The organism is Pseudoduganella rivuli, assembly GCF_009674485.1.
Taxonomy (GTDB): domain Bacteria; phylum Pseudomonadota; class Gammaproteobacteria; order Burkholderiales; family Burkholderiaceae_D; genus Rugamonas; species Rugamonas rivuli_B.
Genome location: NZ_WKJJ01000019.1, coordinates 144,606 through 165,918 on the forward strand (window position 1 = coordinate 144,606; position 21,313 = coordinate 165,918).

The 21,313-nt window shown below is 61.2% G+C and carries 14 protein-coding genes; 11 read left to right on the forward strand and 3 right to left on the reverse strand.

Annotated features, from left to right (window positions below; translation table 11 throughout):
• The first annotated feature begins 94 nt into the window (after nucleotides 1-94).
• Nucleotides 95-2,584: a TonB-dependent receptor plug domain-containing protein gene (locus GJ700_RS26820; protein ID WP_229507266.1), complete on the forward strand. Its 2,490-nt coding sequence runs from the start codon at nucleotides 95-97 to the stop codon at nucleotides 2,582-2,584.
• A gap of 59 nt (nucleotides 2,585-2,643) precedes the next feature.
• Here GJ700_RS26820 and GJ700_RS26825 read toward each other — a convergent pair whose 3' ends face one another.
• On the reverse strand, nucleotides 2,644-3,102 hold the full coding sequence (locus GJ700_RS26825) for a rhodanese-like domain-containing protein (RefSeq protein WP_154379752.1): 459 nt from the start codon (nucleotides 3,100-3,102) through the stop codon (nucleotides 2,644-2,646).
• Nucleotides 3,103-3,474: 372 nt separating this feature from the next.
• On the opposite strand from GJ700_RS26825, the gene glnA reads away from it, so the two are divergent.
• From glnA to GJ700_RS26860, 7 genes are all read left to right on the forward strand, one after another.
• Nucleotides 3,475-4,890, forward strand: coding sequence for a type I glutamate--ammonia ligase (glnA, locus tag GJ700_RS26830; RefSeq protein ID WP_154379754.1), 1,416 nt, complete (start codon nucleotides 3,475-3,477; stop codon nucleotides 4,888-4,890).
• 111 nt (nucleotides 4,891-5,001) lie between these two features.
• On the forward strand, nucleotides 5,002-5,499 hold the full coding sequence (locus GJ700_RS26835) for a DUF4124 domain-containing protein (RefSeq protein ID WP_154379755.1): 498 nt from the start codon (nucleotides 5,002-5,004) through the stop codon (nucleotides 5,497-5,499).
• An 84-nt stretch (nucleotides 5,500-5,583) separates the two neighbouring features.
• Nucleotides 5,584-6,678 carry a nitrogen regulation protein NR(II) gene (gene glnL / locus GJ700_RS26840; RefSeq protein WP_154379757.1) on the forward strand — a complete coding sequence of 365 codons (1,095 nt, stop codon included), beginning with the start codon at nucleotides 5,584-5,586 and terminating at the stop codon, nucleotides 6,676-6,678.
• Between the two features lie 52 nt (nucleotides 6,679-6,730).
• Nucleotides 6,731-8,269, forward strand: a complete 1,539-nt coding sequence (gene ntrC / locus GJ700_RS26845) for a nitrogen regulation protein NR(I) (RefSeq protein WP_154379759.1) — start codon at nucleotides 6,731-6,733, stop codon at nucleotides 8,267-8,269.
• Nucleotides 8,270-8,376: 107 nt separating this feature from the next.
• Nucleotides 8,377-9,342, forward strand: a complete 966-nt coding sequence (gene corA / locus GJ700_RS26850) for a magnesium/cobalt transporter CorA (RefSeq protein WP_154379761.1) — start codon at nucleotides 8,377-8,379, stop codon at nucleotides 9,340-9,342.
• A 118-nt stretch (nucleotides 9,343-9,460) separates the two neighbouring features.
• Nucleotides 9,461-11,011, forward strand: a complete 1,551-nt coding sequence (locus tag GJ700_RS26855; RefSeq protein ID WP_154379763.1) for a DUF3369 domain-containing protein — start codon at nucleotides 9,461-9,463, stop codon at nucleotides 11,009-11,011.
• Between the two features lie 11 nt (nucleotides 11,012-11,022).
• On the forward strand, nucleotides 11,023-12,366 hold the full coding sequence (locus tag GJ700_RS26860) for a GAF domain-containing sensor histidine kinase (RefSeq protein ID WP_229507267.1): 1,344 nt from the start codon (nucleotides 11,023-11,025) through the stop codon (nucleotides 12,364-12,366).
• Nucleotides 12,367-12,432: 66 nt separating this feature from the next.
• Here GJ700_RS26860 and GJ700_RS26865 read toward each other — a convergent pair whose 3' ends face one another.
• Nucleotides 12,433-14,064 (reverse strand): NAD(P)/FAD-dependent oxidoreductase, encoded by a 1,632-nt coding sequence (locus GJ700_RS26865; protein ID WP_154379767.1) that lies wholly within the window; start codon nucleotides 14,062-14,064, stop codon nucleotides 12,433-12,435.
• Between the two features lie 273 nt (nucleotides 14,065-14,337).
• Here GJ700_RS26865 and GJ700_RS26870 point away from each other — a divergent pair, with 273 nt between their 5' ends.
• Nucleotides 14,338-17,157, forward strand: coding sequence for a TonB-dependent receptor (locus GJ700_RS26870; RefSeq protein ID WP_154379769.1), 2,820 nt, complete (start codon nucleotides 14,338-14,340; stop codon nucleotides 17,155-17,157).
• A 75-nt stretch (nucleotides 17,158-17,232) separates the two neighbouring features.
• Here the strand turns inward: GJ700_RS26870 and GJ700_RS26875 are convergent, their stop codons facing one another.
• A complete protein-coding gene (locus GJ700_RS26875) occupies nucleotides 17,233-17,958 on the reverse strand; it encodes a 16S rRNA (uracil(1498)-N(3))-methyltransferase (protein ID WP_154379771.1) in 726 nt (241 codons plus the stop codon).
• A gap of 155 nt (nucleotides 17,959-18,113) precedes the next feature.
• On the opposite strand from GJ700_RS26875, the gene tkt reads away from it, so the two are divergent.
• Both tkt and gap read left to right on the forward strand, forming a co-directional pair.
• On the forward strand, nucleotides 18,114-20,111 hold the full coding sequence (gene tkt, locus GJ700_RS26880; RefSeq protein WP_154379774.1) for a transketolase: 1,998 nt from the start codon (nucleotides 18,114-18,116) through the stop codon (nucleotides 20,109-20,111).
• Between the two features lie 30 nt (nucleotides 20,112-20,141).
• Nucleotides 20,142-21,152 carry a type I glyceraldehyde-3-phosphate dehydrogenase gene (gene gap, locus GJ700_RS26885; protein ID WP_154379776.1) on the forward strand — a complete coding sequence of 337 codons (1,011 nt, stop codon included), beginning with the start codon at nucleotides 20,142-20,144 and terminating at the stop codon, nucleotides 21,150-21,152.
• Nucleotides 21,153-21,313 lie beyond the last annotated feature (161 nt).

Consider the following 21,313-nt stretch of genomic DNA (forward strand, 5'->3'; position numbering starts at 1 on the left):
TTGACTTGGCATTTACGACCTCGCAATATTGTTAAACGCTTACGCAGAGAAGCGGACGTTCTTTCATATTGCAGCCATAAGAAAAGAGGTAGTAATGCAGAGAAACGCTATCCCCAACAAGCGCAGCATGGCACTGGCCATTGCCGCAGTCTTCATCACTGGCGCGACCAGCGTCACCACCGTACAAGCTCAGCAGGACGAAGCCGTGACCGTGGTGGTGACCGGTACCCGGGTTGCCAACCGCACCGCCACCGACACCGCCGCGCCGGTCGACATCATCAGCGCGGAAACGCTGAAAAACACCGGTGTCTCGGAAGTCTCGCAAGCACTGTCCGTCTCGTTGCCATCGATGAACTTCCCCCGTCCCGGTTTGTCGGACGGCACCGATACCGTGCGCCCCGCATCGCTGCGCGGCCTGGCGCCGGACCAGTCGCTGGTGCTGGTCAATTCCAAACGCCGCCACAGCTCGTCGCTGGTCAATACCAACCAGACCATCGGCCGCGGTTCGTCGTCGGTGGACTTGAACACGATCCCCAGCGCGATCATCAAGAACATCGAAGTGCTGCGTGACGGCGCGTCCGCACAGTATGGTTCCGATGCTATCGCCGGCGTGGTCAACTTGCGCCTGCGCACGGATAAAACCGGCGGCGAAGTCACGGCCAGCTATGGCGAACGCCGCACGGAATATGACTTCATTGCCGGCGCGCTGCCGGCCGGCGCCACGTGGGATGCGAAGACGTCGCGCAAGCGCCATGACGGCGGTACCGCCAACATCAGCGGCTGGAAAGGCCTGGAACTGGGCGAGGGCGGTTACCTCGTGATCGCCGCCGAATACAAGGACCAGGACCACACGGAACGCAGCGGCTACGACATCCGCCAGCAATATCCGCTGGTGTCGGGCGGCTTCGATCCCCGCGAAAAAACCATCAACCGCTTCAACGCCTGGTATGGCGAGCCTGAGCTGCAGCAATCGACGGTATTTGTCAACGCGGGCATCCCGCTGGCAGGTGGCGCCAAACTGTATGGCTGGACCAGCTACCAGCGCCGCGAAGCCACGTCGGCCGGTTTCTTCCGCCGCGCACTGCAAGACCAGAACATCATTTCGATTTACCCGGACGGCTTCCTGCCGCTGATCGCGCCGGACGTGAACGATTTTGCCGCCACCGGCGGCGTCACGTGGACGGTGGGCGAGTGGGACTTCGATGCGTCGCTGGGGTATGGCAAGAACCGCATGGAGTACACGATCAAGAACACGCTGAACCGTTCGATCGGCCCTGCCAGCAAGACGGAATTCGATGCGGGTGGTTACTGGTACGACCAACTGGTGGCCAACCTGTCGGCCGTGCGCAGTTTCGAGGCGGGACTGGCGTCGCCGCTGAACGTGGCGGTCGGTGCGGAAGCGCGCCGCGAAGGCTATAACCTGTTTGCCGGCGAACCGGATTCGTGGCGCTACGGCGGCCAGGTGCTGGCCAACGGCACGCCGGCGGCGCCGGGCGCCCAGGTGTTCCCGGGCTTCCGTCCCGCCGATGCATCGAAGACGCACCGCACCGCGGTATCCGCGTATGTCGACCTGGAAGCGAACCTGAGCAAGAACTTCCTCGGCTCCGTCGCGATCCGCGGCGAACACTACTCGGACTTCGGTAACAGCCTGTCCGGCAAGCTGGCGGGCCGGTATGACTTCGCGCCGGAGTTTGCGCTGCGTGGCTCCGTGCAAAACGGTTTCCGCGCACCGTCGCTGCAACAGCAGAACTTCACCACCACGTCGACCAATTTCATCAACGGCGTGCCGTTCGAAATCACGACGTTCAAGCCAAGCGCACCGGCAGCCATTGCGTTGGGCGCGAAGCCGCTGGACGCGGAAAAGTCGGTGAACTTCTCGCTTGGTTCCGTGATCAAGGCGGGCAAGGGCACCATCACGGTCGATGCCTTCCACATCAAGATCAAAGACCGCATCGTGCTGTCTGAAAACTTGACGGCGGCCAACGTGCGCGATTACCTGACCAAGCAGGGCTTCATTGGCGTGGGCGGCGGTCGCTTCTTCATCAACGGCGTCGACACCACCACCAAGGGCGTCGATGTGGTCAGCAGCTGGCCGATCAATACGGGCGGCTACGGCAAGCTGGACTTCACGCTGGCGGCCAACTACACGAAGACGGACGTGGACAAGGTGCCGACCACGGCGCAGCTGTCGGCGTTGTCGCCGGCGCCGGTGCTGTTTGACCGCATCAACGTGCTGACCTTCACGGATGGCACGCCGAAAACCAAGTTCATTGCCAGCAGCACGTGGAGTAACGGTCCGTTCGGCCTGACGGCGCGCGCCACCCGCTACGGCAAGGTGCTGGCGCCTGGCACCACGGCGGCGCTGGACTTCTGGCTGGGCGCGAAGACGCTGGTGGACCTGGAAGGCCGCTATGCGTTCACCAAGAAGCTGTCGCTGGCGGTGGGGGCGGACAACCTGTTCGACCAGTATCCGGACGCGTTCCCGGCAAGCCTGAACACGACGGGCAATGCGCCGTTCTCGAACTACTCGCCGTTCGGGCGTTCGGGGCGGTATGTGTATGCGCGCTTGAACTACACGCTGTAAGACACGCAACAAGCTGCAAAGCAAAACCCCGGCAAGCGCCGGGGTTTGTCGTTACGGGGTCAGGCTCCCATCCAGGGCAAGCCGGCCTTGCACCAGCCGCCCACCGTCTTGCGGTGTCCCGCCGCATCCTTGTCGCCTTCAAACCCCTCCAGGATGTCGTAGCACTGTGCATAGCCGTGCTCGGTGGCCAGCTTGGCCGAGTGGCGCGAGCGGACGCCGGAGCGGCACAGGAACAGCAGCACCTGGTCTTTCGCCGCCACCGCCTCCAGCTGCTCGACGAATTGCGGGTTCGGCACGCCGCCGGGATAGGTACTCCATTGGACTGCACCATGCTGGCCCTCCGGCAGTACTACGCGGCCCACCCAGTCCCGCTCCGCGTTAGTGCGCACGTCGATCAGCTTCACATTCGGATCGGCTTGCAGCAATTCAAACGCTTCCTGCGGCGTCACCGCACCCGCGTAAGGCAGCGACGTGTCGCGCTGGCGAGCGCGTTCCAAAATGATAGCAATAGTACTCATGGAGATTTTCCCACTGGAGATGACAATATTGCGTTTATTATAGTGCGCGAATCGGCTGCGCCTATCCATTGCAGATATCGCTGAAATGTGTTGCACCATATTGATGCATTTTTCGATGGCTATGAATTTTCGCACTAAACTTGTGCAATTTTTTGAAGTTGCACTGTTTTGGTGCTATGTTGAGGATGTGCAAAAGTAGTGCGTTTTTGCGCGGTTCGATTCCGGAAGTCGTTGTTTGCAGAATGAAAGCAGTCTGTTCGGCAATCAAATCCTTAATGCTGGCACGCTTCCTGCTTATACGTTTTACGAGTTTTAAGTCGCACGCACTACTGACCAGCGTGGGCTGACCCACTTTTTCACTAGGAGATACGCATGGCAATTACCGCCGCAGAAGTCTTGAAAATGGTTGAAGAACACGAAGTCAAATTCGTGGATTTCCGCTTTGCCGATACCCGTGGTAAAGAACAGCACGTCACCGTGCCGGTGTCGCACTTCGACATCGACAAGTTCGAATCGGGCCACGCTTTCGACGGTTCGTCGATCGCCGGCTGGAAAGGTATCGAAGCTTCGGACATGATCCTGCTGCCGGACCCGAACACTGCCCGTATCGACCCATTCTTCGAAGAAACCACGCTGTTCATGCAGTGCGACGTGATCGAACCGTCGGACGGCAAGGGCTACGACCGTGACCCACGCTCCATCGCCAAGCGCGCTGAAGCCTACCTGAAATCGTCCGGCCTGGGCGACACCGCTTACTTCGGTCCAGAGCCAGAGTTCTTCATCTTCGATTCCGTTAAATGGAAAATCGATATGTCGGGTTGCTCGGTCAAGATCGATTCCGACGAAGCTTCGTGGTCGACCGACAAGGATATCGAAGGCGGCAACAGCGGCCACCGTCCAACCGTCAAAGGCGGCTACTTCCCAGTGCCACCAGTGGATTCGTTCCAGGACATGCGTTCGGAAATGTGCCTGATCCTGGAATCCCTGGGCATTCCAGTCGAAGTGCACCACCACGAAGTGGCCGGCGCCGGCCAGAATGAAATCGGCACCAAGTTCTCGACCCTGGTTGAGCGCGCCGACTGGACCCAGAACCTGAAATACGTGGTGTGGAACGTTGCTCACTCGTATGGCAAAACCGCCACCTTCATGCCGAAGCCTATCGTTGGCGACAACGGTTCCGGTATGCACGTGCACCAGTCGATCTGGAAAGACGGCAAAAACCTGTTCGCCGGCGACGGCTATGCCGGCCTGTCCGACTTCGCGCTGTACTACATTGGCGGCATCATCAAGCACGCCAAAGCACTGAACGCGATCACCAACCCAGGCACCAACTCGTACAAGCGTCTGGTTCCAGGCTACGAAGCTCCAGTGAAACTGGCGTACTCGGCACGTAACCGTTCCGCATCGATCCGTATTCCACACGTGGCCAATCCAAAAGGCCGCCGTATCGAAACCCGTTTCCCTGACCCACTGGCCAACCCATACCTGTGCTTCGCAGCACTGATGATGGCGGGTCTGGACGGCGTGCAGAACAAGATCCACCCAGGCGAAGCAGCATCGAAAGACCTGTACCACCTGCCACCAGAAGAAGACGCACTGATCCCAACCGTCTGCGCATCGCTGGAAGAAGCGCTGGACGCGCTGAACAAGGATCGCGAGTTCCTGACCCGTGGCGGCGTGTTCACCGATTCGATGATCGATGCCTACCTGGAACTGAAGATGACGGAAGTGACCCGCATGCGTCAAACCACGCACCCGGTCGAATTCGACATGTACTACTCCGTATAAGAAACGGAAGCAGGCGCCCATCCCGCTACGCACACGGATGGGCACCACAGCAACGCGAGGACAGCCCGGCTCTCCTCGCGTTTTTTTTACCGGATGTTGTATAGTCGGGGCATGACTACCTGGATTCGACCCGTCATTGCCGCCGTCTCATTGTTGTTGATGCAAGCAGTGCAGGCGCAGCAAATTTTTCTGTGTGTGGATGCGAGCGGCCACAAAGAGCTGACCGATACACGCAAGGGGCCGCATTGCCGGCCGCTCGACGTGCCTGGCGCGCAGATTGCCGCACCGAAGGCCCGGGCGGAAGGTTCGCAGCGCACCCGCGTGCCGGCCCCGGTTGCCACGGCGCCGTCGGACTTCCCCCGCGTCGACACCAGCGAACAGCGCGCGCGCGACGCGGACCGCCGCCAGATCCTGCAGGATGAATTGACAGGGGAATTGAGCAAGCTGGCCGAGATGAAGCGCGAGTACAACAATGGCGAACCGGAACGGCGCGGCGACGAGCGCAATTTTGCGAAGTACCAGGAGCGGGTCGCCAGCCTGAAAGACAGCATCAGCCGGTCGGAAAAAAATGTGGAAGCCTTGAGGCGGGAAATTTCGAATATTCGCTGAAAGTGGCGGCGCGCGGCGCGGGCAACGCGCACGCAATCCGCCATGCAAGGCGGAGCCGCATCCCATGCAGAAAGAAGGCACAGCATGAGCCTAGTTTCCAATCTCGCCCGCAGCGGCGGGCTCCCATCCTATGCGGGACTGGATTTGCTGGCATCCGGCGTCATCCTGCTCGATACGGGCGGGCATATCGTCTATGCCAACGCGGCGGCGGAAAATTTGCTGGAAAGTTCGCTGAAGGCGCTGTCGCGCCAGAAATTGTCCGCACTGTTTTCCAATCCCGACGAACTGGCCAACATCATCACCCAGGCGCGCCAGCATAAATATTCGGATTTGCGGCAAGACTTGACCCTGGAGCGGATCGGCAAGGAACCGCTGCAAGTGCATACCATCGTTGCCGCGCTGGATGACGATGACCTGGTCCTCATCGAGTTGCGTGAAAATGTGCAGCAACTCAAGCTGGACCGCGAGGAGCGCATCCTCGACCAAAGCCAGGTCAACAAGGAGTTGATCCGCAACCTGGCCCATGAAATCAAGAATCCCCTGGGGGGCTTGCGGGGCGCCGCGCAATTGCTGGAAATGGAATTGCCGCCGCGGCACCTGGCGGAATTGCGCGAATACACGCAAGTGATCATCAAGGAAGCCGACCGCCTGCAAACCCTGGTCGACCGCTTGCTGGCGCCGCACCGCCGCCCCCACATCGTGGGCGACGTGAATATCCATGAAGTGTGCGAACGGGTGCGCAGCCTGATCCTGGCGGAATTCCCCACCGGGCTGACGATCCGCCGCGACTACGATGCATCGATTCCCGAATTCCGGGGCGACAAGGAACAGTTGATCCAGACCGTGCTGAACATTGCGCACAATGCCGCGCAAGCGCTGTCCGAGCGCATCGCGCAGGGCGACGCGGAACTGATACTCCGCACGCGGATCGGTCGCCAGGTCACCCTGGCGAAGGTGCGCTATAACCTGGCATTAGATTTGCATATCATCGACAACGGACCGGGCATTCCACCCCAGATCCGCGACCGCATTTTTTATCCGCTGGTATCCGGGCGGGATGGCGGCAGCGGTTTGGGGCTGACTCTGGCACAAACCTTCGTGCAACAGCACCTGGGGGTGATCGAGTGTGAAAGCCGGCCCGGACTGACGGATTTCCGGATTTTGCTGCCATTGCCATAAACGGTTGCAGCACAGTCCATTGACGATCGATATTGCGGGAATAAAACACTACATGAAGCCAATCTGGATAGTAGACGACGACGAATCGATCCGCTGGGTATTGGAAAAAGCGCTGGCGCGGGAAAATCTCGCCACCCGCAGCTTTGCCAACGCGCGCGATGCGATCGCCGCACTGGACCGCGAGACGCCGCAAGTGCTGGTGTCCGATATCCGCATGCCGGGCGATTCCGGCCTGGATTTGCTGGCCGTGGTCAAGGAACGCTTGCCGGCGCTGCCGGTGATTATCATCACGGCGTTTTCCGACCTGGATTCCGCGGTCGCCGCGTTCCAGGGGGGCGCGTTTGAATACCTGGCCAAGCCGTTCGATATCGACAAGGCGGTGGAGCTGATCCGGCGCGCGCTGGAAGAAAGCTTGCGGGAAACCAGCGTCGAGTCGGGCCCTGCGGATACGCCGGAAATCCTGGGCCAGGCGCCCGCCATGCAGGAAGTGTTCCGCGCCATCGGCCGCTTGTCGCAATCGAATGTCACCGTGCTGATCACGGGGGAATCCGGGACCGGCAAGGAACTGGTGGCGCGCGCGCTGCACAAGCACAGTCCCCGCGCGGCGCAACCATTTGTCGCCATCAATACGGCCGCGATCCCGAAGGATTTGCTGGAATCCGAATTGTTTGGCCACGAGCGGGGCGCGTTCACGGGCGCGCAAACCACGCGCCGGGGCCGCTTTGAACAGGCGGAAAACGGCACGCTGTTCATGGATGAAATCGGCGACATGCCGTTCGATCTGCAAACCCGCTTGCTGCGCGTGCTGTCCGACGGCCACTTTTACCGCGTCGGTGGACACCAGCCATTGAAAGCCAATGTGCGCGTGATCACGGCGACGCACCAAAATCTGGAGCAGCGTGTCCGCGATGGGCTGTTCCGGGAAGACTTGTATCACCGTTTGAACGTGATTCGCCTGCGGCTGCCCTCTTTGAGGGAGCGTCGCGAGGATATCCCCATTTTGGTGCGCCACTTCTTGGTGCAAAGTGCGAAACAGTTGGGCGTGGAAGCGAAACGCATGAGCGATTCCGCGCTGCAATTCCTGTGCAGCCTGGAGTTGCCCGGCAACGTGCGCCAGCTGGAAAACCTGTGCAACTGGATTACCGTGATGGCGCCCGGCCAGACGGTGGAAATCAAGGATTTGCCGGTCGAACTGTCGCAAGAGCAGGGCGGCGGCGCCCACGCGCCCAGCGCGCCGCCCGCGCCGACGGCGGCCTGGCACGCGCAGGAGCATGGCGGCCTGACGCACCATGGCACAGTGCATCCGATGCCGGTGTCCGATGCGGCCAACGGCAGCCATGGCAGCCACGCCAATGGCGGCCCGGACGGCTGGCTCAACTTGCTGGAATTGCAGGCGGCGGGCATGCTGGCCAGCGGCCAGCAGGACGTGATGGATGTGCTGGGTCGCCAGTTCGAATCCACGCTGATCCGCACGGCGCTGCGCCACACGCACGGGCGCAAGAACGATGCGGCCGTGCGGCTGGGCATCGGCCGCAACACCATTACCCGCAAGATTGCGGAGCTGGGTATCGACGGCGCCAAGGACGATTGATTGGCATGCATGGCGGTTGCATGGCCCGGGGCTGTCATCCCGTAGGGCGGCTTTTACAAAGCCGCCATGCGCTGTGATAAGCTCCCGCTTTTGCCTCAGAATTCCCCATGCTGATCAACTGCGTCGCCTACAAGGATGGCCACAAACTGGCCGATATCGATGTCGAAGCCATCAGCGACTACGTCGAGCGGGGCGATTGCTTCGTGTGGGTCGCGCTGCGCGATGCGGAGCCCGCGGAACTGGCGAAAATGCAGGAGGAATTCGGCCTGCATGCGCTGGCCGTGGAAGACGCCAGCCGCGGCCATCAGCGCCCTAAAATCGAAGAATATGGCGATTCGCTGTTTTCCGTCGTCAAAGTCGTGGAACAGCACAATGACGAATTGGTGGTGGGCGAAGTCGATATCTTCGTCGGCCCCAATTATGTGCTGTCGAACCGCCAGAACAGCCGCCAGGATTTCCTGGGCGTGCGCGCCCGCGCCGAACACGAACCGCACTTGCTGAAACAGGGCCCGTCGTTCGTGCTGTATGCGCTGATGGATGCCGTGGTGGACCGCTATTTCCCGCTGGTCGATGCGATGGAATCGGAAATGGAAGCGCTGGAAGAGCGCATCTTTTCCAAATCGGCCCAGCGCGACAATATCGAACGGCTGTATGCGCTGAAACGCAAAGTCATGACCTTGCGCCACGTGGTCACCCCCATGCTCGATGCGGTGGGCAAGCTGCATGGCGGCCGCGTCCCCTCCATTTGCGACGCCACGCAGGATTACTTCCGCGACGTGCAAGACCACTTATTCCGCATCAGCTCATCGCTGGACGCCATCCGCGACACCATCGTGACGGCGATCCAGGTGCACCTGTCGATGGTGGCGCTGGAGGAGGGCGAAGTCAACAAGCGCCTGGCCGCCTGGGCCGCCATCTTTGCCGTGCTGACGGCGTGGGCGGGGCTGTGGGGCATGAATTTCAAGTCCATGCCGGAGCTGGACTGGAAATATGGCTATCCGATGGCGCTGACCCTGATGTTTTCGACTTCTTACGCGCTGTACCGCCGCTTCAGGAAGGCTGGCTGGCTGTAGCGCGGCAGCTGTTGTCGGGGGCAACAATCTTGTTGCCAGCTAGTGAAAACGACCAGTTGGCGGATGTACAATTGTGACATTCCGTAGTCCCATCCCGAGTGCCCGCCAAGAGGCCGCCATGAGCCATGACGACGATGACATGCTGTTCGACGACGATGCGCCGTCGCAGGGGGCTGCCGGCGGTCCGGCGCCGTGGGATATCCTGGTCGTCGACGATGAGAAGTCCGTGCACCAGGTGACGGAACTGGTGATGGGCGACTTCACGTTCGACGGCCGGCCGATGCGCTTCACCCATTGCTATTCGGCGGCCGAAGCGCGCGCCCTGTTGGACCGGCCGAACCAGTTTGCGCTGATCCTGCTCGACGTGGTGATGGAAAGCGATCACGCGGGCCTGGAGCTGGTGCGCCACATCCGCGAAACGCTGGGCAATTCGACCGTGCGCATCGTGCTGCGCACCGGCCAGCCGGGGCAGGCGCCCCAGGCTTATGTGCTGAAATCGTTCGATATCAACGATTACCGCGAAAAGACCGACCTCACGCACGCCAAGCTGTCCACGGTGTTTTATTCCGCGCTGCGCGCCTACCGCGACCTGATGCGCCTGGAGCGCGCGCGCAGCGGCTTGCGGCGCTCGATCGACGCGATTACCCATGTTTGCGATTCCGACAACATGCGCAGTTTTTGTTCGGCCGTGCTGGAACAGGCCAGCGCGCTGCTGGGCCATGACGGCGAAGGCTTGTGCGCCAGCCGGGTCAACGCCTATGCGGCCGCCAGGCAGGGGGAAAACCTGAAGGTGCTGGCCGTCACGCCGGCCTTCGCGGGATTGAAATCGGAAGAAACGCTGGATCATTTGCCGGTGCCGGTGCGCCACGCCTTCATGCGTTGCATGCGGGAACGGCGCGACCACCATGGCGATTGCTGGTACGCGTGTTATTACCGCACGCGGGAAGGCAATGAAAGCCTGCTGTACATGACGTTCTCCGAACCGATCGGCGACGAGGAGCGCGAATTGCTGGCGCTGTTTTCCGCCAACGTTGCCAGCACCTATGAAAAGCTGGTGCAGCGCGAAGAGAGCGCCGCCACGCAGGACGCCATCATCGGCATCCTGGGCGAAGCGCTGGAGCGGCGTTCGGCGGTGGCGGGCGCCCACGTGGTGCGGGTCGGTGAAATCGCCGGCATGCTGGCGTGCGCGGCGGGCTTGCCGCCTGCATTGGTGCGCCAGTTGCGCCAGGCGGCAGGCTTGCACGATATTGGCCACAGCGGCGTGCCGGACACGGTGCTGCATATGGCCGGTTCCCTGAACGACGAGCAATGGGCGCTGATGCGCAGCCATTGCCAGACGGGCCGCGACATGCTGGCCCGCTCGACCCAGCCGGTGCTGCAACTGGCCGCCACTATCGCCTACGAACACCACGAACGGTGGGATGGCAGCGGCTATCCGCGCGGCTTGCCGGGAGAGCGTATCAGCATTGCCGGCCGCATCACGGCGCTGGCCGATTTTGTCGACGCCATGGTCAGCCCCCGCTGTTACCGGCCCGCCTGGCCGCTCGAGCACACGCTGGAACAAGTGCGGCAGGAAAGCGGCCGCCGTTTCGACCCTGCACTGGTCCAGCTGTTGCTGGCCGAAGCCGATGCCTTGCGCGCCCTGTATGCGCGCCTGCCCCCTGCCTGATGGAGTCTTGCATGGAAACCCCTGCATTATTTGACGAACACGATGGCCGGCTGCTGGCGGAAGCGGCATTGCGCGGCATCACGGCATCGACGTCGCGCCTGCGCGGCGAAGAGTTCATGCGCACATTGGTCAAGGACCTGGCCGAAGTGCTCGATGTGACGTACGTGATCGCGGGCCGGGTGATCATGATGCCCGACGGGGGCGAAGGCATTCGTACACTGGCGGTATGGGCGGGCGACCAGCACATCGCCAACATGGAATACAGCCTGATGCACACGCCCTGCCAGGATGTGACGGACCAGACCATGTGCTTCCATGCGTGCGGCATCCAGGCCGATTATCCGAAAGATACGCTGCTGGTCGACATGCGCGCGGAAAGCTATGTCGGCATGCCGATGATCGATACGGAAGGCAAGACGCTGGGCATCCTGTCGGCCATCGACACCAAGCCGATGGATGAAAGCAAGCGCTTGCTGGCGCTGTCGCTGTTGTCGATTTTTGCCGCCCGCTGCGCGGCGGAATTGCAGCACCAGGACCGCGAAGCCTTGCTGGAGCACAAAGTGCAGCAGCGCACGGAAGCGCTGCGCGCGGCGCAGGCCAGCATGGTGGAGCAGGAAAAGATGGCGGCGCTGGGCACCCTGGTGGCGGGCGTTGCCCATGAAGTCAATACGCCGATCGGCGTGGCTGTGACGGCCGCGTCGGGCATGAGCGCCTACGCGGAGCAAATGGTGGAGATGCTCAACGGTCCCAAAGTCAGCCGTTCGGAACTGGTGTCGCTGGCCACGCGGTTGCAAGGCGCGGCCGCGCTGATCGAGCAAAACCTGGCGCGTGCCGCGGAATTGATCGGCAACTTCAAGCAACTGGCGGTGGACCAGGGCTCCGAACACGTGACCGACCTGGCGCTGCATGACTATGTGCACAGCGTGGTGTCCGCGCACAGCCCGGAATTGCGCAAGGGGACCATCACGGTGGAACTGGATATCCCCGCGACATTGCGTCCCCGCCTGCCGGCCGGCAAGGTCTCGCAAATCCTGTCGAATTTCCTGATGAATTCAGCCAAGCACGGCTACCCGGATGGCGGGCCGGGCACGGTCACCATCTCAGCCCGTGAAGGCTCGGCGGACGGTGTGCGCTGGCTGAACCTGGAATTTGCCGATGATGGCGTCGGCATGGCGCCGGACATCCGCGAACGCGTGTTTGAACCGTTCTTTACCACCAAGCGGGGGCAGGGCGGTTCCGGGCTGGGCATGCATATCGTTTATACGATCGTGCACCAGATGGGCGGCAGGGTGTGGGCCGATGCGGACGTGGAAAAGGGGTGCCGTTTCCATGTCCGCTTGCCGTTGAACCGGTAGGGCGGTTTCCGCAACGCGGAAGCCGCCATTGTGCGCAGCCCGGCGGCACATAAATGTAGTTTGCCGTTACAGGCTCTCCGCAGCCTGCATGGCCAGCGCCACAGCCTCTGCCACCTTGATGCCATCGACACCCGCTGACAAGATCCCGCCCGCATAACCAGCGCCTTCACCCGCCGGGAACAACCCGCGCGTATTCAGGCTCTGGAAATCGTCATCGCGGCGCTTGATGCGGATCGGCGACGACGTGCGCGTTTCCAGCCCCGTCAGCACGGCGTCCGCCTTGAAGTAACCCTTGATTTGCTTGTCGAACGCGGGGAACGCTTCGCGCAGCGCCGTCACCGCGTAGTCCGGCAAGATCGTGGCCAGGTCGGTCAGCGTCAGTTGCGGCTTGTACGACGGCACCACGGCGCCGAATTCCGTCGACGGACGGCCCGCGACGAAGTCGCCCATCAACTGGCCCGGCGCGTTGTAGTTGGAGCCGCCCAACACGAATGCCTTTTCTTCCAGGCGGCGCTGGAATTCGATACCGGCCAGCGGGTGGCCCGGGTAATCTTCCGGCGAAATCGACACCACGATGGCGCTGTTCGCATTGCGTTCCGCGCGCGAATACTGGCTCATGCCGTTGGTGACGACGCGGCCCGGTTCCGATGCGGCCGCCACCACGGTGCCGCCCGGGCACATGCAGAAGCTGTACACGGCGCGCCCATTGGATGCGTGGTGCACCAGCTTGTAGTCGGCCGCGCCGAGGATAGGGTGGCCGGCGTTCGGGCCGAAGCGGCACTGGTCGATCAGCGATTGCGGGTGTTCGACACGGAAGCCGATCGAGAACGGTTTCGCTTCGATATACACGCCCCGTTCATACAGCATCTCGAACGTGTCGCGCGCGCTGTGGCCCACGGCCAGCACCACGTGGTTGGTGGCCAGCTTTTCGCCGCTCGCCAGGTGCAGGCCGCGCACGTGGCGCTCGCCATTGATTTCCTCGACGTCGATATCGGTGACGCGCTGTTCGAAGCGGATTTCACCGCCCAGCGACGTGATTTCCTCGCGCATCGCTTCCACCATTTTCACCAGGCGGAATGTGCCGATGTGCGGCTTGCTGACGTAGACGATTTCTTCCGGCGCGCCGGCCTTGACGAATTCCGTCAGCACTTTGCGGCCGTAATGTTTCGGGTCCTTGATCTGGCTGTACAGTTTGCCGTCCGAGAACGTGCCCGCGCCGCCTTCGCCGAACTGCACATTCGATTCCGGGTTCAGCACGCGCTTGCGCCAGAAGCCGAACGTGTCCTTGGTGCGCTCGCGCACGGTCTTACCGCGTTCCAGCACGATGGGTTTCAGTCCCATCTGGGCCAGGATCAGTGCGGCGAACAGGCCGCACGGGCCCATGCCGATCACGACGGGGCGGGGCTGCTTGCCATCCGCGTTGACGCCGTGCGCGACGAATTTGTATTCCATGTCCGGCGACGGCATCAAATGCGTGTCGCGCTGGTTGCGTTTCAAAATGCCGGCGTCGTCCGTGGTTTCCACGTCCACCGAGTAGATCAGGACGATATTGGCCTTCTTGCGCGCATCGTAGCTGCGCTTGAAGACCGTGAAGCTCTTCATTTGTTCGGCGGTGATGCCCAGGCGGGCCAGGATCGCGGCCGGCAATTCTTCTTCGGTGTGGTTGAGGGGGAGTTTTACTTCATTCAGTCGCAGCATAAGGATTCCGGTCCGTAGTTATCGGGCTAAACCGGTCATTTTACCGCTGCATGCGCGTCCAGGCCAGTGGGGGCTGGAAATGTGAAGCAACGTCAACATTAAGTTTGTCTAAATTTTGAGAAAATTTCTACTATGTAATAACAATGTTTCTGATTTGTTATTTATACTGTCGGATTGTCTGCCGCGCGCCTACCTGCCTGCGGCAACGAAACGGTAACGGCTTTGAACTGAAGCTGATTCCATCATTACTACACCTTCTACCCGGAGTATTACGTGCAAAAGAAATTGATTGTGCAGGCGCTTGCATTGATTGGTTGTGCAGGCTTCAGTTACGCGGCATTCGCCGCCGATGCGGACGAGCCGCAACGTGTTGTCATTACCGGCTCCAACCTGAAACGTACGCTGACGGAAAGCCCGGCAGCGATCCAGGTGCTGAGCCGCAAGGATATTGAAAAAACCGGCGCCACCAGTGTTGCCGACCTGATGGCCAAACTGCCGGCGCTGGGTTCCAGCCAGCAGGTTGACAACCGTGACGGCGGCTTTTCCAAAGGCCTGGCCACCGCATCGCTGCGTAACCTGGGTTCGGCATCGACGCTGGTGCTGATCAACGGCCGTCGCATTTCGCCGGCCGCTTACGCTGACCCGAACGCCGGTCAGTCGACCCAGTACGACTTGAACTCGATTCCCCTGTCGGCGCTGGAACGCGTTGAGATCCTGAAAGATGGCGGTTCGGCCGTGTACGGCTCCGACGCTATCGCGGGTGTGATCAACTTCATCACCAAGAGCAATTACAAGGGCGGCGACATTTCCGCGCAATACAGCAGCGACGGTTACGGCAATTTCGGCCGTGAAAACGTCAATGGCAGCTTCGGTTTCGGCGACCTGGAAACGGACCGCTTCAATGCTTTCGTGGCATTCGACGTGTCGCGCCGCCAGCGCGCCAGCCTGGATGACGCCCGCGCGACGCATAAAGAAGAATCGCGCATCATGGACGGCCGCCTGAGCAACTTCTACAGCGGCACCAGCCAATATCCGGTGTTCTACCGTGAAGCCACCAAAGGCAGCGGCAACTTCAACCGTTATGTTTCCGCCGACCTGAGCTGCGACCCGTCGCAGATCCGCACCGGCTCCACCGCCCTGGCACCAATGCTGGCCTCCGATCCGCTGATCGGCAAGCAATTCTGTAACTACGACGGCTGGCAGCTGGAGGATGCGCAAGGCAAGAGCCAAAGCAGCAACCTGCTGGCGCGCGGCGAGTTCAAGGTCAATGCCGACATCACCGCCTTCGCGGAAGCGTCGTACAGCAAGTCGGAACTGGAATACAGCGGCGTGTCGCGCACCATGACGCGCTCCAAGACCACCGTGTTCCCGAAAGAAGGCGCCGGCATCAGCTTCCAGCCTATCCTGGGCGTGAACCATCCGGACAACCCGACCCGCGGCACCGCATCTCCGGTACCTGTGGCGGTCAACTACCGCTTCACCGACGCCAAAGGCGGCAGCTCGAATGAAAACACGGCGACCCGCTTCCTGGCCGGCCTGAAAGGCTCGACCATGGGCTGGGACTGGGATTCCGGCCTGCTGTACAACGAATCGAAGCGCCACCAGCTGTCGAATGGTTTCCTGTATCTGCCGCTCGTGCAAAAGCTGTTCACGGAAAACATGCCGCTGAAACAAGTTGCTGCGCAGCCTGGCGTCACGCGCGACGTGACCCTGGACGGCAAATCGAGCATCACCCAGTTTGACGCCAAGGCGTCCACGGAACTCGGCCGGCTGCCTGGCGGCGCGATCGGCCTGGCGGTCGGTGGTGAGCTGAAGCAGGAAAAAATGAACATTGTGCCGGACCAGTTGACCGTAGACGGCAAGATCATTGGCCTGGTCAACACCTTCTCGAACGCCAAGCGCGATGTGCGTTCCCTGTTTACCGAGGTGCGCTTGCCCGTGCTGAAGACGGTGGACGTGGAAGCGGCCGGCCGTTACGACAAATATGACGGCTTCTCCGGCAGCTTCACGCCGAAAGTCGGCGTGAAATTCACCCCGACCCCGGAATTCGCATTGCGCGGCACGTACTCGGAAGGCTTCCGCGCGCCATCGCTGACCCAAATGGTGGACGGCGGCACTCAGTACTTCCTGAACAGCTTCAACGACAAGCTGCGTTGCGGCAAGCCTGGCGCGGACAACACCGACTGCGCGAAGAGCCTGTCGGGCGTGGCTGCATCCAACAAGGACCTGGTACCGGAAAAATCGAAGAGCTACACGGCAGGCGTGATTTTCTCGCCAATGAAAAATGTCGACATCTCGATCGATTACTACGATATCCGCAAGGAAAAGGAAACCGACCTGATGTCGGCAGTGGCCGTGATCCAGGACCCGAAACTGGCTTACCGCGTCAAGCGTGACCAGAACCAGGGCACGTGGCTGCGCGACGCCAACGGCAACCTGATCCCGAACTCGGGCCCGCTGATCAGCATTGAAACCCCATACATCAATGCCGGCGGCACCCGCACCAACGGTATCGACCTGGACGTGGCGCTGCGCAACTCGCTGGGCGCCTATGGCAAGCTGGATTCCCGCCTGATCGCGTCGTACACCCTGCACTACAAGAAAGCGCAGGCCGATGGCGACCCAATGATCGACCTGGTTGGCACCAATGGCGGCTACTACAATGACACCACCAGCGTGGGTGAAATCCCGCGCGTACGTGCCTCGCTGTCGTCGACCTGGAGCATTGCAACCCACAGCCTGACGGCGACCGTCAACTACGTGTCGTCGATCAGCTACAGGAATGCGTACACCACGCAGGACGATGGCAACGTGGGCTTGAACGATCCGGTGGGCTGCTACTACGGCGACGTGATCACGACCAATCCGAAGTACACCACGTACTATCCGGATTGCAAAACGAAGGCATGGACCACGCTGGACCTGGCCTATGCCTTCACCGGCATCAAAAACACCACGATCAACTTCAACATCGCCAACGTGTTGAACACCAAGGCGCCATACGATCCTTCGTACGGCACTGCTGGCTACAACTCGGGGCTGCACAACGCGCGTGGCCGTTACTTCACGCTGAAGGCCAACTACAAGTTTTAATGTAGTGTGACTGGAGCGAAAACGGCGGATTCTTGCGAATCCGCCGTTTTTTTATCTGGCTGTATATCTGCTGCCTTACATCCCGCCCCACGCCGCGTTAAGCGCGGCAATGGCCGCCAGCGCCGCCGTCTCGGTCCGCAGCACGCGCGGCCCCATCGACAATGCCAGCGCCCCGCGCGCCATGGCCGCATCTTCTTCCTCATCGGAAAAGCCGCCTTCCGGCCCCACCATGATGGTCAGCGCCTGTGGCGGCTGGTGGCGCGCCCAGTCGGCCAGCGATTGCGTGGCGCGCGGCGTCAGCAGCACGCGGCGGTGCAAATCCTGCTGGCTGATCCAGTCGCGGAAGTCCGCCACGGGCGCCAACTGGGCCACGCGGTTGCGGCCGCACTGTTCGCTGGCGGCAATGATGATGCCTTGCCAATGCGACAATTTTTTCTCTGCGCGGTCGCCCGCCAGTTTCACCACGCAGCGCCGCGCGGCCAGCGGCTGCACGGCCGCGGTGCCCAGTTCCACGGCTTTTTCCACGATCCAGTCCATTTTCGACCCTTCGGGCAAGGCCTGAGCGAGGGTGATGGCATAGGGTAATTCCGTATCGAGCGGGGTGTAGGCCTTGATGGTGGCGCTGGCGCGGCGTTTTTCCACGGTTTCCAGCACTGCCGTGTATTCGCCGCCTTCCCCGTTGAACAGGGTGATGGCGTCACCGGGCGCCAGTCGCACCACGTTGACATGGTGCGCGACCGTGTCCGGCAAATCGAGGTGCAGGCCGATGGCCAGGGGCTGGGGACAGTAAAAACGGGGCATGGGAGAGCTCGAAAGTAATAAGTAAATGCGCGGGTGAACGCGCAATTTTAAGCCTCGGCCCCCGCCTCTGGTAAAATACTTGGTTATTGCCAGCAGGCTTGCAAGTAAGCTCGCCCCTGCGGCAGAGATTTCCAACCTTCCGCACTCATTCAACGATGACGACTACGCTCCCCACCACTCAGATGGCCAATGCGATCCGCGCACTGGCAATGGACGCTGTACAAAAAGCTAATTCCGGCCACCCTGGCATGCCGATGGGCATGGCCGAGATTGCGGTGGCGCTGTGGAGCGGCCACCACCGTCACAACCCGACCAACCCGAAATGGGTGAACCGCGACCGCTTCCTGCTGTCGAACGGCCACGGCTCGATGCTGCACTACGCGCTGCTGCACCTGGCCGGCTATGCGGTGACGATGGACGACATCCAGTCCTTCCGCCAGATGCATTCGAAGACCCCGGGCCACCCGGAAGTCGACATCACGCCAGGCGTGGAAACCACCACCGGCCCGCTGGGCCAGGGTATCGCCAACGCGGTCGGCATGGCACTGGCTGAATGGCTGCTGGCAAACGAATTCAACAAGCCAGGCTTCGACATCGTCGACCACTACACCTATGCATTCCTGGGCGACGGCTGCCTGATGGAAGGTATTTCGCACGAAGTGTGCTCGCTGGCCGGCACCCTGGGCCTGAAAAAACTGATCGCCCTGTACGACGACAACGGCATTTCCATCGACGGTAAAGTTGAAGGCTGGTTCACCGATGACACGCCGAAGCGCTTCGAAGCGTATGGCTGGAACGTGATCCGTGACGTCGACGGCCACGATGTGGCTGCCGTGGACGCCGCCATCGCCGCCGCGAAAAAGGCCGACAAGCCGACCCTGATCTGCTGCAAGACCGTCATCGGCAAAGGTTCGCCGAACCTGCAAGGTGGCGACAAAGTGCACGGCGCCGCGCTGGGCGACAAGGAAGTGGCCGCCGTCCGTGAATACATTGGCTGGGACGCCGCACCGTTTGAAATTCCTGCCGGCGTGTACGCCGCATGGGACGCGAAAGAAGCGGGCGCCAAGCACGAAGCTGAATGGGTTGCCAAACTGGAAGCCTACAAGGCGCAATTCCCTGCGGAAGCCGCCGAACTGGCGCGCCGCATGGCGGGCGACCTGCCGGCCAACTTCGATGACGTGCTGAAAGCCGCCATCGCAGCCTGCGTGGAAAAGAAAGAAACCATCGCCACCCGTAAAGCCAGCCAGAACGCCATCCAGGCGCTGGCGCCGGTGCTGCCGGAATTCCTGGGCGGCTCGGCCGACCTGACCGGTTCGAACCTGACCAACTGGAAGGAAATCGTTCCAGTGCGTTCCGGCCAGCCTGGCAACCACATCAACTACGGCGTGCGCGAATTCGGCATGTCGGCCATCATGAACGGCGTGGCCCTGCACGGCGGCTTCATCCCGTTCGGCGCGACCTTCCTGACCTTCTCGGATTACAGCCGCAACGCATTGCGCATGGCTGCGCTGATGAAACAGCGCGCGCTGTTCGTCTTCACGCACGACTCGATCGGCCTGGGCGAAGACGGCCCGACCCACCAGTCGGTGGAACACGTATCGTCGATGCGCCTGATCCCGAACCTGGACAACTGGCGTCCTGCCGACACCGTGGAATCCATGGTGGCGTGGGGCGAATCCATCAAACGCAAGAACGGTCCAAGCACCTTGATCTTCTCGCGCCAGAACCTGCCATACCTGGAGCGCAGCCAGGCCGTGATCGACAATATCGCCCGCGGCGGCTATGTGCTGAACGACGTGGCGGACGCCAAAGCCATCCTGATCGCCACCGGTTCCGAAGTGGAACTGGCTGTCAAAGCCGCCAGCGCGCTGGCCGCCGACGGCATCAATGTGCGCGTGGTGTCAATGCCGTCGACCGAAGTATTTGACCGCCAGGACGCCGCTTACAAGGCCAGCGTTCTGACCAAGGGTGTACCACGCGTGGCCATCGAAGCCGGCGTGACCGATTTCTGGTACAAGTACGTCGGCCTGGAAGGGGCCGTCGTCGGTATCGATACGTTTGGCGAATCGGCGCCTGCAGGCGTGCTGTTCAAGCACTTCGGCTTCACGGTGGACAACGTCGTGGCCAAGGTTAAATCTGTAGTGGTTGCATAACAATATTTTTTATTCAATCAGGAGCTAAGTATGACGATCAAAGTTGCAATCAATGGCTATGGCCGTATCGGCCGTAATGTACTGCGCGCTTTCTACGAAGGCGGCAAGAAGCATGACATCCAGATCGTTGCGATCAACGACCTGGGCGACGCCAAAGCGAATGCGCACCTGACCCGTTATGACACCGCACACGGCAAATTCCCGGGCACCGTGACCGTCGAAGGCGACAACATGATCGTCAACGGCGACAAGATCCGCGTGTTCGCGCAGCGTAACCCTGCTGAAATTCCATGGGGCGAGCTGGGCGTGGACGTGGTGCTGGAGTGCACCGGTTTCTTCACCACCAAGGAAAAAGCGTCGGCCCACCTGAAAGGCGGCGCCAAGAAAGTCATCATTTCCGCACCAGGCGGCAAGGACGTGGACGCAACCGTCGTGTACGGCGTGAACCACAACGTGCTGAAGGCTTCGGACACCGTGATCTCGAACGCATCGTGCACCACCAACTGCCTGGCCCCGCTGGTCAAGCCGCTGCATGACGCGATCGGCGTGGAAACCGGCCTGATGACCACCGTGCACGCTTACACCAACGACCAGGTGCTGTCCGACGTGATGCACGAAGACCTGCGCCGCGCCCGTTCCGCCACCCAGTCGATGATCCCGACCAAGACCGGCGCCGCTGCCGCTGTTGGCCTGGTGCTGCCGGAACTGAACGGCAAGCTGGACGGCTTCGCCATCCGCGTTCCGACCATCAACGTATCGCTGGTTGACCTGTCGTTCATCGCATCGCGCGACACCACCGTGGACGAAGTCAACGCGCTGATGAAAGCCGCTGCCGAAGGCGAGCTGAAAGAAGTGCTGACCTACCAGACCGAACCGCTGGTTTCCGTCGACTTCAACCACAACCCGGCATCGTCGAACTTCGATTCGACCCTGACCAAAGTATCGGGCCGCCTGGTGAAAGTATCGTCGTGGTACGACAACGAGTGGGGCTTCTCGAACCGCATGCTGGACACCACCGTGGCGCTGATGAACGCCAAGTAATCGGCTTCAGCAGTAACGAAAAACCCGCCGGTATCTGAACTGAACCCCAAAAGTTGGACATCAACTTTTGGGGTTTTTCATTGGCGAAGTACTCAGAGCAATTCAAACTGGATGTGGTCCAGCAATACTTGGCTGGCGACATGGGCTTCAAAGCCATCGCA